At 61.7% G+C, this 14,437-nt stretch carries 10 protein-coding genes; 4 read left to right on the top strand and 6 right to left on the bottom strand.

Going from position 1 to position 14,437, the window contains the following annotated elements; translation table 11 throughout:
• Positions 1–21 precede the first annotated feature (21 nt).
• The 4 genes from ACFOTD_RS29295 to ACFOTD_RS29280 are packed head-to-tail and all read left to right on the top strand — an operon-like array spanning position 22 to position 4,236.
• Complete coding sequence (locus ACFOTD_RS29295; RefSeq protein WP_378123505.1) at positions 22–894, top strand: DUF4430 domain-containing protein; 873 nt, start codon at positions 22–24, stop codon at positions 892–894.
• Positions 891–1,781 carry an energy-coupling factor transporter transmembrane component T gene (locus ACFOTD_RS29290; RefSeq protein ID WP_378123504.1) on the top strand — a complete coding sequence of 297 codons (891 nt, stop codon included), beginning with the start codon at positions 891–893 and terminating at the stop codon, positions 1,779–1,781. Before ACFOTD_RS29295 ends, ACFOTD_RS29290 begins: the two co-directional genes overlap by 4 nt.
• Positions 1,754–3,553, top strand: a complete 1,800-nt coding sequence (locus ACFOTD_RS29285; RefSeq protein WP_378123503.1) for an ABC transporter ATP-binding protein — start codon at positions 1,754–1,756, stop codon at positions 3,551–3,553. The genes ACFOTD_RS29290 and ACFOTD_RS29285 overlap by 28 nt, the downstream gene beginning before the upstream one ends.
• A complete protein-coding gene (locus ACFOTD_RS29280) occupies positions 3,526–4,236 on the top strand; it encodes an ECF transporter S component (RefSeq protein ID WP_378123502.1) in 711 nt (236 codons plus the stop codon). Before ACFOTD_RS29285 ends, ACFOTD_RS29280 begins: the two co-directional genes overlap by 28 nt.
• 1,393 nt (positions 4,237–5,629) lie before the next feature.
• Here the strand turns inward: ACFOTD_RS29280 and ACFOTD_RS29275 are convergent.
• From ACFOTD_RS29275 to ACFOTD_RS29250, 6 genes are all read right to left on the bottom strand, one after another.
• Entirely contained in the window at positions 5,630–6,979 is a 1,350-nt protein-coding gene (locus tag ACFOTD_RS29275) for a hemolysin family protein (RefSeq protein WP_378123501.1), read from the bottom strand.
• A 181-nt stretch (positions 6,980–7,160) separates the two neighbouring features.
• A complete protein-coding gene (locus ACFOTD_RS29270; RefSeq protein ID WP_378123500.1) occupies positions 7,161–9,590 on the bottom strand; it encodes a glycosyl hydrolase family 28 protein in 2,430 nt (809 codons plus the stop codon).
• A gap of 164 nt (positions 9,591–9,754) precedes the next feature.
• Positions 9,755–10,651 (bottom strand): glycoside hydrolase family 43 protein, encoded by an 897-nt coding sequence (locus ACFOTD_RS29265; RefSeq protein ID WP_378123499.1) that lies wholly within the window; start codon positions 10,649–10,651, stop codon positions 9,755–9,757.
• Positions 10,652–10,667: 16 nt separating this feature from the next.
• The gene (locus tag ACFOTD_RS29260; RefSeq protein ID WP_378123498.1) at positions 10,668–12,704 is read right to left on the bottom strand and encodes an alpha-galactosidase; all 2,037 of its coding nucleotides are present in this window, start codon (positions 12,702–12,704) and stop codon (positions 10,668–10,670) included.
• Positions 12,705–12,719: 15 nt separating this feature from the next.
• A complete protein-coding gene (locus ACFOTD_RS29255) occupies positions 12,720–13,538 on the bottom strand; it encodes a carbohydrate ABC transporter permease (protein WP_378123497.1) in 819 nt (272 codons plus the stop codon).
• The gene (locus ACFOTD_RS29250; RefSeq protein WP_378123496.1) at positions 13,535–14,416 is read right to left on the bottom strand and encodes a carbohydrate ABC transporter permease; all 882 of its coding nucleotides are present in this window, start codon (positions 14,414–14,416) and stop codon (positions 13,535–13,537) included. Before ACFOTD_RS29250 ends, ACFOTD_RS29255 begins: the two co-directional genes overlap by 4 nt.
• Positions 14,417–14,437 lie beyond the last annotated feature (21 nt).

Below are 14,437 nucleotides of genomic sequence, written 5' to 3'. Positions count from 1 at the left end.
AGACGCAGGGAGGGACAGGAAGTGAAGCAAATTCGCAAGAGCCGGCTGGCCGCATTGCTCTTTCTGCTGGCCGCGCTGCTCGCGGCATCCGGCTGCAGCGGGTCAGGCACCGATGACGGGACGGCTTCCAGCCAGGCGAACGCCTCGGCCCCATCGTCTCCAGCGTTACAGACACAGCCGGGAAACGATGAGGCTTCAGCGAGCCCGCAATCAAGCCCGCAAGCGAGCCCGCAGGCGTCCGCAACGGCGACGGACGATGCAACGACGACTGGCGACGATCCTGACGGCGCTCACCCTTCGGCCACGCCTGGCGCCCCGTCTACCGCCGGCGCTGCCAAGCCTTCCGGCAGCCAGGCGCCGGCGGCGACTGCCGATACCGGCTCGGCTTCAGCGCAGCCCGAAGGCTCCGCCCCCGTCGCTGCGCCGACAGCGACGCCTCATGCGACCGCCGGCGGCAAGCCTTCGTCCCCTCCGCAGGCCGGCCAAGCGACGCCCAGTCCTTCCCCAACCGCGACCCAGGCGCCGCAAAAAGCCGAGATCACCCTGTCGATCGTCGGCGACAGCGATACGGGCACGATCCTGTCCCCCGCCGCGGTCGAGCTTAAATCCGGGGACAGCGTGCTGGACGTGCTGAAGCGCGCGACCCGCAGCCGCAAGATGCAAATGGAGTATCAAGGCAGCGGCGCAGCCGCTTATGTAGAGGGCATCGATAACCTATACGAATTCGACAAAGGCGCGAAGAGCGGCTGGCTGTTCCGCGTGAACGGGGAATTTCCGGGCAAGAGCGCCGGCGCCTACAAGCTGAAGTCCGGCGACGTCGTAGAATGGCTGTACACGCTCGACATGGGCAAGGACGTCGGAAAAGGCGCGGACGGCAAGGAGAGCGGCTCGTGAACGCAGGCGGTTTTGCCAGCCTCCATCCGCTCGTCTGCTTCATCTATTACGCCGGCGTGATCCTGCTCGGACTAATGCTGGCGCATCCCGTCTACCAATTGGCGTCGATCGTTCTGCTGACGGCGCTCCTGCTTCTGCAGCGGCAGGGCCGGACGCTGGCGCGCTCGCTCCCCTACTACTTGCTGGTCGGCGGACTGTTCGCGATCGTCAATCCGCTGCTGTCCCACCGCGGGCGGCATATTCTGTTTTATATGATGGACCAGCCGATCACGCTCGAGGCCGCGCTCTACGGCGTCATGACGATGATGACGATCCTCGCCGTGCTGCTGATGTTCGTCTCCTACCGCGTCGTGATGACGACGGATAAGTTCATGTATTTATTTTCCGCCGTTCTGCCCCAGACCGCCCTGCATGCGTGGATGACGCTGCGGTTTATCCCGCTGTTCGCCCGCAGGTTCAAGCAGATCGAGCTCATCCAGCGCTCGCGCGGCATCGACATGCGGACCGGCGGTCCGATCCGCAGACTGCGCAACGGCGCGCTGCTGCTTCGCATCCTCATGACCTGGTCGCTCGAGGACGCGATGCGCACCGGCGATTCAATGAAAGCGCGCGGTTACGGCACGGCCAAACGGACCGCTTATTACCCGTACCGGATGGATCGCCGCGATCGGGCGACGCTCTCCATGCTCTGCTTGCTGCTGCTGCTCGCACTCGCGGGTTGGCGGGAAGGCTGGGGCTTGCTGACGCTGTACCCGCGCATGGAGTCACTTCGGCTCGGGACCTTGGAGTCGGTCCACTTCGCGATTTCCGCGCTGTTCGTAGGCCTGCCGATCGTATTTGAAACGAGGGAGAGATACCGATGGAGATCGTCGCGGCGAAGCGCCTGACCTTCCGCTATCCGGACGCGGCTCAGCCTGCGCTGACGGCAGTGGATTTGTCCGTATGCAAGGGCGAGTTCGTCGTGCTGTGCGGCGCTTCCGGCTCGGGCAAAACGACGCTGCTACGCCACTTCAAGCGCGAGCTTGCGCCCGTCGGCGAACTGTCGGGCAGCTTGCGCTATGACGGGAATCCGCTAGCGGAGCTGCCGGACGGGCGCGCAGCCGAGGAGATCGGCTTCGTCTTCCAGCACCCCGAGAGTCAGATCGTGATGGATACGGTATGGCACGAGCTGGCGTTCGCGATGGAAAATCGGGGGTATCCGCAAGTCGTCATGCGCCAACGGCTGGCGGAGTTGTCCAGCTTTTTCGGGCTGGAGCCGCTCATGCAGCGCCCCGTGCACGAGCTGTCCGGCGGACAGACCCAGCTCGTAAATCTGGCTTCCGTGCTCCTGCTCCAGCCGCGTCTGCTGCTCCTCGACGAGCCGACTTCCCAGCTCGATCCCGTCGCGGCCCGCGAGTTCGTGCATCTGCTGCGCCGGCTAAACGAGGAGTTCGGCGTGACGGTCATCGCGAGCGAGCACCGGCTGGACGACATTTTGCCGCTCGCAGACCGGCTGGTCGTCATGGCGGCCGGCCGCGTCCGGTATGACGGCGCGCCAGGCGACGTCTGCAGGCGGATCTGGACGACCGGCGATGCGCGCGAGCGGCTGTACGTGCCGTCCGTCGCCAGATTGCTGGCCGCGCTTGACGATGCCGGCACGTGCGAGCCATCCGAAACGGAGGCCGCCCCGGACGCCCCCCTGCCGCTGACCGTACGCGAAGCTGTCGCCGCAATCGACCGGCTGGCCGGGGAACGCGCCGCTTCGGACGGACGGGGGGATGATGCGGCTAAGGCAGAAGGTCCGCACGACCGAGCCATCGCCGACTGCGCAGAAATCCGCATACCGCCAGCTTCAACCGGCGTCTCCCAGCTGCGCGGCCTGCTTCGCCTGTCTGCCCGCCAAGGCGCCGACGGACCGGCAGAAGTGCTGTCCTGCCGCGAGCTTACGTATCGCTTCGAGCGAGACCAGCCCGACATCCTGCGCAGGCTGAGCCTTCAAGTGCGCGAGGGCGAGCTGCTCGCCGTCCTCGGCGGCAACGGCGCCGGCAAATCCACGCTGCTGCAGCTCATGGCAGGCCTGCGCAAGCCGCAGCGCGGCAAGATCGCGATCGCGCCGGGACGCAAGCTCGGCTACCTCGCGCAGAACCCGATGCTTTACTTCAGCAGCGACACCGTACGCGAGGAATTCGCTCGGGCGGCCGAGCACGCCGGATACAAGGGCGGCGCGGCCGAGGTCGAGATCGCTTATTGGACTGATGCGTTCGACCTCGGCGCGCTCCCGGACCGGCATCCGCACGACCTCAGCGGCGGCCAGCAGCAGAAGCTGGCGCTCGCGCTCGCCCTGCTCCCGCGACCCGACATCCTCTGCATCGACGAGCCGACCAAGGGTCTCGATCCCGATGCCAAGGAAGCCTTCGCGGCACTGCTGCTGCAGCTGCGCGAGGAAGGCATGACGATCGTCATGGTGACGCACGACGCCGAGTTCGCCGCCCGCCACGCAGACCGCTGCGCGCTGCTCTACGACGGAGAGATTGCCGCGGCAGCGGAGCCTCCGCTTTTCTTCGGCGGCAACTACTTCTACACGACTGCCGTCAACCGGGCAGTCAGGCATCGCTATCCGGACGCCGTCACGGCGGAGGAGGTCATGCGCAGATGGACAAGCGAAGACGCGCGATCCTGATCGCCGCCATCATCCTTGCTGCCGGCCTGGCCGTCGCTTCCGCGATCTGGGACGGCCACTACCTGCTCCTGTCCGCCGTCGCGATGACGCTGGCGATGGCGCCGCTGTTCGTCCGCTTCGAACGGCGACGGCTCGAGCCGCGCGAGATCGCGATGCTGGCCGCGCTGGCGGCCGTAGCGGCGCTGGGAAGGATCGCTTTTGCGCCGCTGCCCAGCTTCAAGCCGACGTCCTTTGTCGTCATCGTCGCGGCGCTCGTCTTCGGCAGCGAAGCCGGCTTCATCGTGGGAGCGGTCGCCGCGCTCGCCTCGAACCTGTTCCTCGGCCAAGGCCCCTGGACGCCCTGGCAAATGTTCGCCTGGGGCATGGTCGGCGCCACGGCCGGATGGCTGCGCCATACGCGCTTCATGAAGTCGCGGATCGGCCTGTGCGCCTTCGGTCTCGTCTGGGGCTTCCTTTTCGGCTGGATCATGAACGTGTGGTCGCTGCTCAGCCTACCCGACGCCTTCGGCTGGAAGCTCGTCCTGATCACTTACGCCCAGAGCTTCTACTTCGATCTCGCGCACGCGGCGGCCAATGTGCTGTTCCTCGGCTTTTTCGGGCTTAGCTGGGTAAGGCTGCTCGATCGCATCCGAAAAAAATACGGGCTGCTCGAAAACCGCGACGCCGGACGCCGTCCTCTCTAGCCTTTACCGCGAACAACTTTATCGCAACACAAACAGAACACCCGGTTAACAGCTGATAACCGGGTGTTCTACTGTTCTGGTTTACTATTCAATTGTCTCAGTACGCTCCCATCTTAAGTTTCCGAAGATTTATCCAGATTCGCTTGCGCTTGATCGTAATCTTCTTAGACTTCATTTTAGTGATTTCGACCTCCAAGGCCGTACGCGCATTCGTGCGTTTAAAGGGTCTTGCCGGCGCCCTTGGCGCTCGTTTGCCGCGACACCTCTCACTTCGTTCTTTTATTCGTCTTACTTTACTCGCTTTTATTCGTCTTACTTTACTCGTCGTTCGTTTATTAGCCGTTCGTTTTATTTTTGTTCGTTTTACTCGTCGTTCGATTATTCGTCGTTCGTTTACTCGTCGTTCGTTGTATTCACCGTACGTTTAATCGTCGTTCGTTGTATTCACCGTACGTTTAATCGTCGTTCGTTGTAATCGTCGTACCTTTAATCGTCGTACCTTAGATCGTCGTGCGCTTTCTTATCCGCTTGCCGTCTGAACCGACCGGCTCGCGCCTTGCTTGCCGAAGAGTCGTCCCTTGCTCGTAAACGTTGGATTCCCGCATATCCGGACCGCCTCGTTACGTCAATTGCCGGGCGGTTGCGTTCGATACATTTCCGTACGCTGCGGATATGCTTCGCTTACCTGGCCCATTGGACTATCCCCTCTCGTTTGGGATGCCCTCATTATAAGACAGCGGATTCAATTATTCAAATTTTCTGAATATTGATAAACGAGCCTCTCCGCCCACGAGGCGGCGCCAGCCCGACGCATGCTCCCGTATCCATTAAAATACTCGCTTTTTCGTTTATTTTTACACAAATCTCAATTTAAATTTACAATGCTTCCGCAAAATGAACCGCTCCTTTCCCCTGTAACCGCGCTGTCCTCGCTTACCGCACGCTCCGACGCCGTCAATTTCGCCCGCCCGCTTCGTTCTTGCGCCGCAATGCCTGCAAATATACATCTTTTTTCGTCGGTCTCGCCCCTTTTAGACTGGTTAGATGCAAAAGTGCAGGTATTTTACCCTATCAGCCCGATTTTCGGGTTACGGTTTGAATTTACCTGCATATTTGCAGTTTTTCCGTCGCGCGTCGTTGGTCCGAAGAAAATACCTGTACAAATGCAGGCATTAAGAGCCGCAGCACGACCGAATGGCACCGCACGCCGAAAACGCCAATTCGAGGAAAACGCCACACGAGGAAGACGCCGATACGGGGATAGCGCGCTACCTGTCCTGCCCAGTAATCGCCGCCAAATTTATACTGTATAATACGCTCAAAAAACCGCACATCACTGTGCGGTTCCCGGTCGTATAAGCTTGCCGCGCTGTCAATAATCCCGAACGGCGCTTTAAGAATGATACTCCGCTGAGGAGGCCGCGGCCTCCTGCGTATCGTCCGCCGCCGCGGGCGAGCGCCGTACGTTAACGCGCTTGATCTGGCGATTTTCCATCTCCGCGACGACGAACGTATAATCGTCCGCTGACACCTCGGCGCCCGGCTTCGCTTCCTCCAGCTCGGACATGAGCCATCCGCCCAGTGTATATACGCCTTCGTCGTCCTCGATGTCCGTCTTCAGCAGGCGGTTGGTCTCCTCGATCATGAGCGTGCCGCTCAGCTCGTATCGCCCGTCCCCCAGCTGCTGGATCAGCGGGCGGCCGTCCTCGTCGCGCTGCTGCCTCCGCTCTCCGACGATGCGCGCGATGATATCTCGGATCGTGACGATGCCCGAAGTTCCGCCATACTCGTCGAGCAGCACCGCCATATGGATGTCCTTTTTTTGCATGAGCAGCAGAATCTCCTGGACCGATACGGTGTCCAGCAGCTGCAGCACAGGCTCGATATAAGGCTTGACGGGCATGTCCGGCTCCCCCGGATGGCGAATATACGCCGTCAGCAGCTCCTTGTAATCGATCAGTCCGACGATCGTATCCTTATCGCCGCCCGCCATGACCGGATACAGATCGTAGGCATCCAGCGAAGTGCGGGCCACGACCTCCTGCACCGTCTCGCTCTCGTCGATGAACGCCACGTCCCGCCGCGGGATCATGATCCCTTTGGCGACCATGTCGTCCAGCTCGAATATGTTCGTCACGTACCGGAACTCCGAGGAGTTGATGATGCCGCTCTTGTAGCCTTCCGACAAAATGAGGCGCAGCTCGGCCTCCGTGCGGGTGTTGTCCGTCTCGGAGAGAGGCTCCATGCCGAACAGACCCGTGAGCAGGCGCGCCGAACGGTTGAGCAGCCAACTGAACGGATAGGTGATTTTGAAAAAAATCATGAGCGGCCGCGCGAGCGTCAGCGACAGCGACTCAGCCTTCTGGATCGCCACGATCTTGGGCAGCAGCTCCCCGACCACGACCTCGAGGAAAGTCAGGATGAGGAACGCGATCACGAAGGATACGACCGTCTCCACCGACTCCGGCAGCGCGAAAAGCCCGAAAACGGGGCTTAGCAAATGCTCCACCGTCGATTCGCCCAGCCAGCCGAGCGCCAGGTTGGTCAGCGTATTGCCCAGCTGGCATGCCGACAGGTATTCGTCCAATCTCGCCACGATCTGCTTAACCGCCGCCGCCTTCTTATTGCCCTCGGCGACCATCTGCTCGATCCGGCTCATCCTCACCCGTATGACGGCATATTCCGCAGCCACGAAAAAAGCCGTGCACGCGATGAGCGCCAGCACGATTATCGTATTGATCATCCGCTCGTCTCTCCCCTTCCATCCGTCATCCCGACGTTTCCGATGGTATATTGTACCCGGAACGAAGCGAATCGAAAGAAAGGGGAGTCGGCACCGGAACTGGACTGCGAGCACACTGTCGTTGCATTACGTTCGCGATACGGTCGCGATGCGGTCGTATGGCGGTCGTGTCGCGGTCGAGTTACGTATACAAAATGTTCGGACTCCAGTACGTCGTGTCGTAGCTGTTGTTCCCGTTCTTGTCCAGGACGAAGTAGAGCACGTCGCCCGCCGTCACGCTGACGGTCAAAGAATGGCTGAAGCCGATCGTGTCATTGTAGGCGATCGCCTGCCAGCCGCTCGCCGGCCATAGCTGCGCGGCGTTCTTCAAGATCTTGACCCGGACGCCGTCCCCGCCGTTCGCATCCTGCTTCCGCGCGTTGCCCGTGACGCGCACTGTGCCCGTTGACGGGGCGGTCCACGCCCGCACCGTGGCGTCCGCGTCCGGATGCATCAGGCCGCCGTCGTGAATGATATTCCACGCATTTGTGCCCCGCCATGTCTTGTCCGTCCCGTTCCAGGCCATGCTCGTATAGGAAGCGGCATTGCCCTGCAGATAGTTCCAGTTCCAGCCGCCCTGGTACGTCAGGAAGTCGGTCGATGCGTTAAAAACCGGCTTGTAGGTGATCATCGCGTCCAGTACGGTCGTGTCATAGCTGTCGGTGCCGTTCTTGTTGACGACGATATAGACGTAATCGCCGGCGGCGACGTTCGCGATGACGCCGAACTGCACGCCGAGCCGATCAGTCGCCCCGATCGTATGCCATCCGCCGGACGGCCACAGTTGGGTGCCGTTCTTCATGATTTTAATCCGCACGCCGTCGCCGCCGCCCGTATCCCACTTGGCCGCCGTACCCTTGATCAGGACCGTGCCCGTACTCGGGGCCAGCCATGCTTTGGCCGCGTCGTTACTCTCCGGGTGGATGAAGTTCGGCCCCCACATGCCGATGTACGAGCCCGTTCCCTTCCATTTGCGATCCATCGCGCTCCACGTCATATTGGCGTAGTTGCTGCCGTTCCATTCCTTGTAATACCACTGGTTCGCCCCCTGCACGGAGGAAAAGTCCAGCCCGCCGACATACGTATCGACCGGCGCGGTTGAGCGCCTGACGACGACGTTTTTCACGTAATTGTTAACGTTAAACGGCTTGTCGCCCAGATCGGTCAGATATTGTCCGTCGATCGATACGTCCTCGAACAGGATGTCGCTGACCGGCTTGCCCAGGTCCCAGCCCCACAGCCGAATCTCCTTCGAGCCGGTGCCGACGGCGGTAATGTTCCGGAACGTAACGCCGCTGATGAGCCCCGGGAAGGACTGGTTGCCCGGCAGCGAGCCGAACCAGAAGCTGTCCGCGAACGAGAGATTAACGAGCCTGACGCTCTGTTCGACCCGGATATCCTGGTATAAAATGTTGCGGAACTGCGTGCCGTTCAAGGCGGTGATATCCATAACGGCCCGATCCTGGATGACCCCGTGATTGTCGCGGTCGTCATAGCTGTACAGCACGTCGTTGTTCAAATACTTGATGTTCTCGTAATAGGCGGCTTGCGTCTCCGCGCCGAGCGACCATACGTCGTTGGCATCGCTCCAGAATTGACTGTTCTGGATGGTGATGTTGTAGTTGGGCGCCCCGCTCGCCGGATTATCGCTTGCGTTGTAGCCCGGCGTGACGACGCCTTTGATCGCGATGCAATCGTCGGCGGTCCGGAAGAAGGAGCGGTCGATCGTCACGTCGTGGGAATTGACGAGATTGAGCCCGTCCGTACTCGCATAAGTCGGGCTGACGACTTTATAATCGGTGACGCTGACCTGGCTGCTGTTGTCCATCAGGCTCGACCAGGAACCGATTCGCCGGTCCACGATGATGCCGCTCATCTGCACGTTCGTGCTCGACAAGATGCTGATCGGCTGATTCAGGTAAGTCGACGTATAGTTCATGCTGACGATGCCCCGGCCCCGGATCGCGACATTCGAGGCACCGCGCACTTCGATATGTCCGTTCAGGAACGCGCCGCCGGCGATATACAGCGTCTTGCCCGAACCGACCGTGATCGTCGTCGTCGGCGTGGAGGAGTAGTCGTAATAGCCGGGTCCGATATAGATGACGTTCGGATCGGACGGGCTCGGCACGCTCGTATCAGGCGCGCTGGCGAACAAGTGGAGCGTGCGTCCCTGATAGTTCCCGTCTAAAATAAGCGATACGTTGGTCGGACCGTTCAGCGTGAACTGTATCGTATTCCCGCTTCGGGTCGAGGCCAGGCCGAGGGAGGCAGGCGCAAGTTTATAAGAGGAAAAAGAGAAGTTGACCGTCACCGACACGGTTATCGAGCCGGTCATGTCGAAGTAACCGTAAGATACCTTGTTGCCCCAGCCATTGTTGTCTCCGTACAGATCGATGGCGCTGCTGCCCGCTGTGACCGTGAAGTCGGAGGAGCGGGGAGCGCCGGTGGGCGCAGCATAGGCGGTGACCGTACCAGCCGCGTGCGTGGCCGGCACGCCGAAGGCCAGGGGCGCCACGAATAAAGCCGCCGCGATCAGAAGACGAACGAAACGCAAACCGATGTTTTTCATACCGATTGACCTCCCGAAATGAAATCAAAACGCTTCATATAAAACGCTTTCATTTTTGCTCGAAAAAATGCTGCCTCGCGCTGTCCTCCCCTCAGGCGGAGCAGGTTGGCGGAGCGACCGCCGCCCCGCTCCCTCATGAACCTGCGCTTGCTCCCGGCGGCGCGTCAGTCCTCCGCCAGCGCAAGCGTACCGCCCGCCGTCTTCACGCGGAAAAATACGGGGCGCTCGTCCGGCGTCCGGTTCGGGCAATGCAGCGCGAGCGTCAGCTGTCCCTCCAGGCCCTCGAACAGCATCCCGTGCCCGCCGTCCCGGCGGAAGAACGGCAGCTCCTCCTGCGTCCACGGCCCTTCAATCTCCCCGGACACAGACTTGGCGATGCCCATCGCGTAACCTTCGGCACCGTGGCTCGACCAGAGCATCCGCAGCTCCCCCTCGGCCGTCCGGAACAGGAACGGCCCGTCCGTCACGTAGCCGCGAACGTCCGGTCGACCCGCAGCTTCGTACACCGTGCTCCGCACCCACGGCGCCTCCGTTGCGGCGAACAGCCTGATCGGCTCTCCTGCCGTCTCGGCCAGGTCCGCGCTCAACCGAAGGGCGTACATCTCGCCGTCCGTCACCTGCAGCCACTCCCGGCAAAATACGATCCACGGATCGCCCTGCCGGTCTACGTACAAGGTGCCGTCCAGGCATTCCCAGTCCTGCGGCGTCGCCGGCCGGTCGGATAAGGGCCTGAACGGGCCGAGCGGCCCGTCCGCGGCCAGAATCTGCGTCGCGCGCCGCCGCCCGGGCGCCTTGAAGCTGGCGAACATATAATACTTGCCCGCCCGTCGATGAACCTCCGGCGCCCAGAAATTTTCTGTCGCCCAGAACCCGGCCTCTGGCCGGAACGCAGGGAACGGTCCCTCCCACTGCTCCAGATCGCGGCTGCGGTAGACGTCGAAGCCGGTGCCCGGACCGGACCAGGCGTTGCGGTCGGTCGTGCCGTACAAATAGTACAAGCCCTCTTCCGGCACCGTCACGACGAACGGATCGCGGATTTGAATATCGCTTCTGCGCAGCATATCGGCCACTCCCTCCTTATCCGTCAACCTGCGCGAATGCCAGCACGAACGCTTCGATGCCCTTGCCGCAATCCTCGATCTTGAACCGCACGGTCCCGGCCTCGCGATCCTCTTCCCAGACGATCGGCACATCGCCTCCCGGCAGCCGTTTGCAGGCGGCGCTAACCGTACGGCCCGGCGGCAGCGGCACCTCCACCGTCATGTCCGCGATCGAGGCCGCCATTATACAGCGCTCGCCGTAGGTGACGAGACAGCAGCTATGCAGCGCCAGCGCCGCGTAGAAGCCCGCCAGCGGTCCCGACCCGTACGTCCGGTAGAAGACCCGGCGATCCGGATCGATATGCAGCGCCATGTCCGTCTGGACCGGCGCGTTCGCATAGACGTTCCAGGCCGCCCGCATCCGCGCGAAGTCGGCGTCGCCAAGCTTCTCCTTCGTATCGAAGCCGTCCAGATGGTAGGTGACCGGCACGCCGAAGGTCGGCGACACCATCCAATACTCGGCGGACCGGGTTCGCGCGCTCGGCCAGCCGTCCACGTCGATCAGCACGCCGGGCAGCATCTTGCTCACGAGCGCGGCCCGGCGGTACCACGGATCTGGCGACTCCGGCACGACGGGGAACAGATCGTTCAGCCGCTGCGCCGGCGCCCACGGCTGCAAGTACGGCTCCGCCCCGCTCAGCGTCAGAAACGCATCCGCCTTGACCGTAGCCGCCTCCGTGCCGATGAAACGAACGAGCTCGTACCAAAGTTTTTCGCCGATGCCCCACTCGTAATTGTCGATCGCATGCTTGCCGCCGACCGGACCGTAGTAGTTCATGTCAATCTTGAAGCCGTCGGCATTCAGGCCGCCTGCTTCGTCGGACAGCAGGTAATGCACGGTGCTGCGGATATGCGCCCGCACGTCCCGGCGCGAGCAATCGAGCAAGTAGACGTAGTCGTAGATTTCGGTGTTCGTGACGCGAGCCGGTTCCCCCTCGAGGGTTTTCACCAGCCATTCCGGATGCTCGCGCACGATGCGGGACGTCTTCGACACCCATAGCGGCGTGTACCAGAGTACGACCTTGTGGCCGCGCGCCTTGATGGATTCGATCAGCCGGCGGAAACGGGCAGAATCGCCGAACCGCTGCGGATGCACGCCGTATTCTCCGTGATGGTCGAACCAGTGCGAATCGACGATCAACGTAAACGGATGGCCGCCCGTCTTCTCCTCCAGGCGTACGACCCAATCCGGCAGCGTGTCCGCCGTCAGCGGATTGCGCTCGAAGTCGCAGCTCTGCTCCAGATACTCCTGCTGCCCCCAGGTGCAGAAGATCGGCCGGCTCCACCAATCGAACCGCTCGCTCCCTTCCCGCAGGTATCCGTTGTCCCTGTAATAAGCCACGTAGCGGTCCAGCACCGCGTTTTCCGTTTCGAGCCCGAAATGAAACTGCACGCGGGGAAACCGCCCCTCGTACGCGGCGCCATAAAAATGGGTGAACGCGATATCGAAGCGGCCCTGCCGGAACGTCGCCACCGTCTCGCGGACGGGAAGCGGGTCAGGCACGACGATACCCCACCACGGGCCGGCCTCCGCCCATTTATCCCGAAACGCCAGCGTCTTCGGCGCCGGGCATGTCATCCAGATCCGCTCCAGCCCGCGGTCGAACTGCGACTCCTTGGCCGTCGCGCTGAACGCGAATACGGCCGATTCGCCCGCCTGGAATACCCGGTTGTAATGGTCGGGCAGGAAGCCGCGAACGACGGAATCGACCAGCTCCGTGCCGGCAAAATAGCGGATCTCGCCGTGCAGCGAGCTGGTTCCGTCGATCGTGTATTCAAGCCAGGACGCGCCAGCCGTCAGCTTGACGCGATAGCCGCTGTCCGGCAGCTCCCCGAACAGCGCGCCGCCTTCCTGCGTCCATCCCGAGATCGGCAGCTTGAAGCCGTCCAGCGCCGGCCTCAAGCAGACCGCGTACGTCTTTCCGCCCAGCGCGAGCGTCATCGCTTCGCCTGCGACCGCGATGTCGGCGCCGCCGAGCCTGATTCGATAGCCTGCTCCTTCTTGTTCGAACACTTCGTCGTCTCCCCTTTATCCTTTGACGGACCCTGCGGTCATGCCGTCGATGATGTAGCGTTGCAGCAGCAGATAGACAATAACGACGGGCGCCGAGACCAGCACGACGTTGGCGAAGATCAGGTTCCAGTCCGAGCTGTACGTGCCCAGGAAGTTGAAGATGGTCAGCGTCACCGTATAGTTGCGGGGACTGTTCAGGAAGTAGATCGTGATGCCGAAGTCGTTCCAGACGCCCATAAACGAGATGATGATCAGCGTGACGGTCACCGGCCGCAGAAGCGGGAAAATAATGCCGAAGAACAGCCGGTAGGGGCCGACCCCGTCCACGATGGCCGATTCATCGATCTCGCGCGGAATGCTTTTGTAAAACCCGGTGTACAAAAAGGTGCCGAACGAGAAATTCGTTACCGCCAGCATGACAACGGCCGCCAGGTACGTCTTCACATGCAGATAGTACGTGATGAAATAAGCGGGAATGATCTGCAGCGGGATCATCAGGCCGAGCAAAATGAACAAATAGAGCAAGCCGGACATTCGCGTATTTTTGCGCTGCAGGGTAAAGGCGGTCATCGAGCAAAGCACGATAAGCAGCGCCACGGTGGCGAACGTGACGATCGCGCTGTTTTTCAGCCCGGTCAACACGCCGCCGGCGTCGATCATCTCCGCATAGTTGGAGAGGAGCAGCCACTTCCTCGGCAGCGAGAGGCTCATGGCCGCCGCGCCGGCTTTGTCCTTGAACGAATTGACGACGATAAAATAAAGCGGGACGACGACAAGCAGGCTGAGGAGCAGCCCGGCCGACTCCGCTGCCCAGCGTGGCCGCTTGCGGCTCATAGCTCCACCTCCTTGCGCGCGATCAGCTTCCACGTCGGCAGCGTGATCGCGATGACGATCAGCGACAGCAGGATGCTCGCGGCCGCGCCTTCGCCTAACCGGCCGCTGCCGAACGACTTGAACACCAGCGTGCCGAACACCTCCGTCGCCGAGCCGGGACCGCCTTGCGTCACGGCCTGCACGAGGTCGAACACTTTAAGCCCGCCGATCAGGTTGACGATCAGCGCGTTGTTGAAGTAGGGGAGCACAAGCGGGAACGTAATCGATCGGAATTGCTGCCATTCGGAGGCGCCCTCGATATCGGCGCTTTCGTAGTAGTCCTTGGAGATCGACTGCAATCCCGCCAGCACGATCGCCATCGTGAAGCCCGACCACTTCCACGTCTCGATGCCGACGAGCGAATAGATGGCCAGATGCGGATCTGTCAGCCAATCCGGCGCGATCGCGCCGAGGCCGACAGCGTGCAAGAAGCGGTTGATCATCCCGTTCGTCGGATGCATCGCCGAGGTAAAGAAAACGCCGACCGCCACCGTGCTCAGCACCGCCGGCAGGAAGGCCACCGTGCGCAAATAGTTGGTCGTGCGCAGCTTGCGGTTGAGGAAGACGGCAAGCGCCGTGCCGATGCCGACCTTGAGCAGCGTCGTGGCGAACGCGAAGACGAACGAGTTGCGGATGGCCGCGCTGAGATAGTCGTCGGTGAGCACGTTGACGTAGTTGGTCCAGCCCGTGAAGCGGATGGCCGAGAACGAGAAGCGGCCGATGCTCGCAAACGAGAGCACGCCCCCGAACAGAGACGGCACGAGAAAAAATACGGCGTACAGCAGCATGCCCGGCAGGATGAGCGTATACGTGTAAGGCTTGTTTTTACTTGGTTTCATCTTGCTCCGCTCCTATTTGTG

Origin of the sequence: Cohnella sp. GCM10012308, assembly GCF_042649185.1 — a bacterium.
In the GTDB taxonomy this organism is placed as follows: domain Bacteria; phylum Bacillota; class Bacilli; order Paenibacillales; family Paenibacillaceae; genus Cohnella.
Note: the sequence above shows the minus strand (reverse complement) of the source record. Positions and strands in the feature narration are given on the sequence as shown.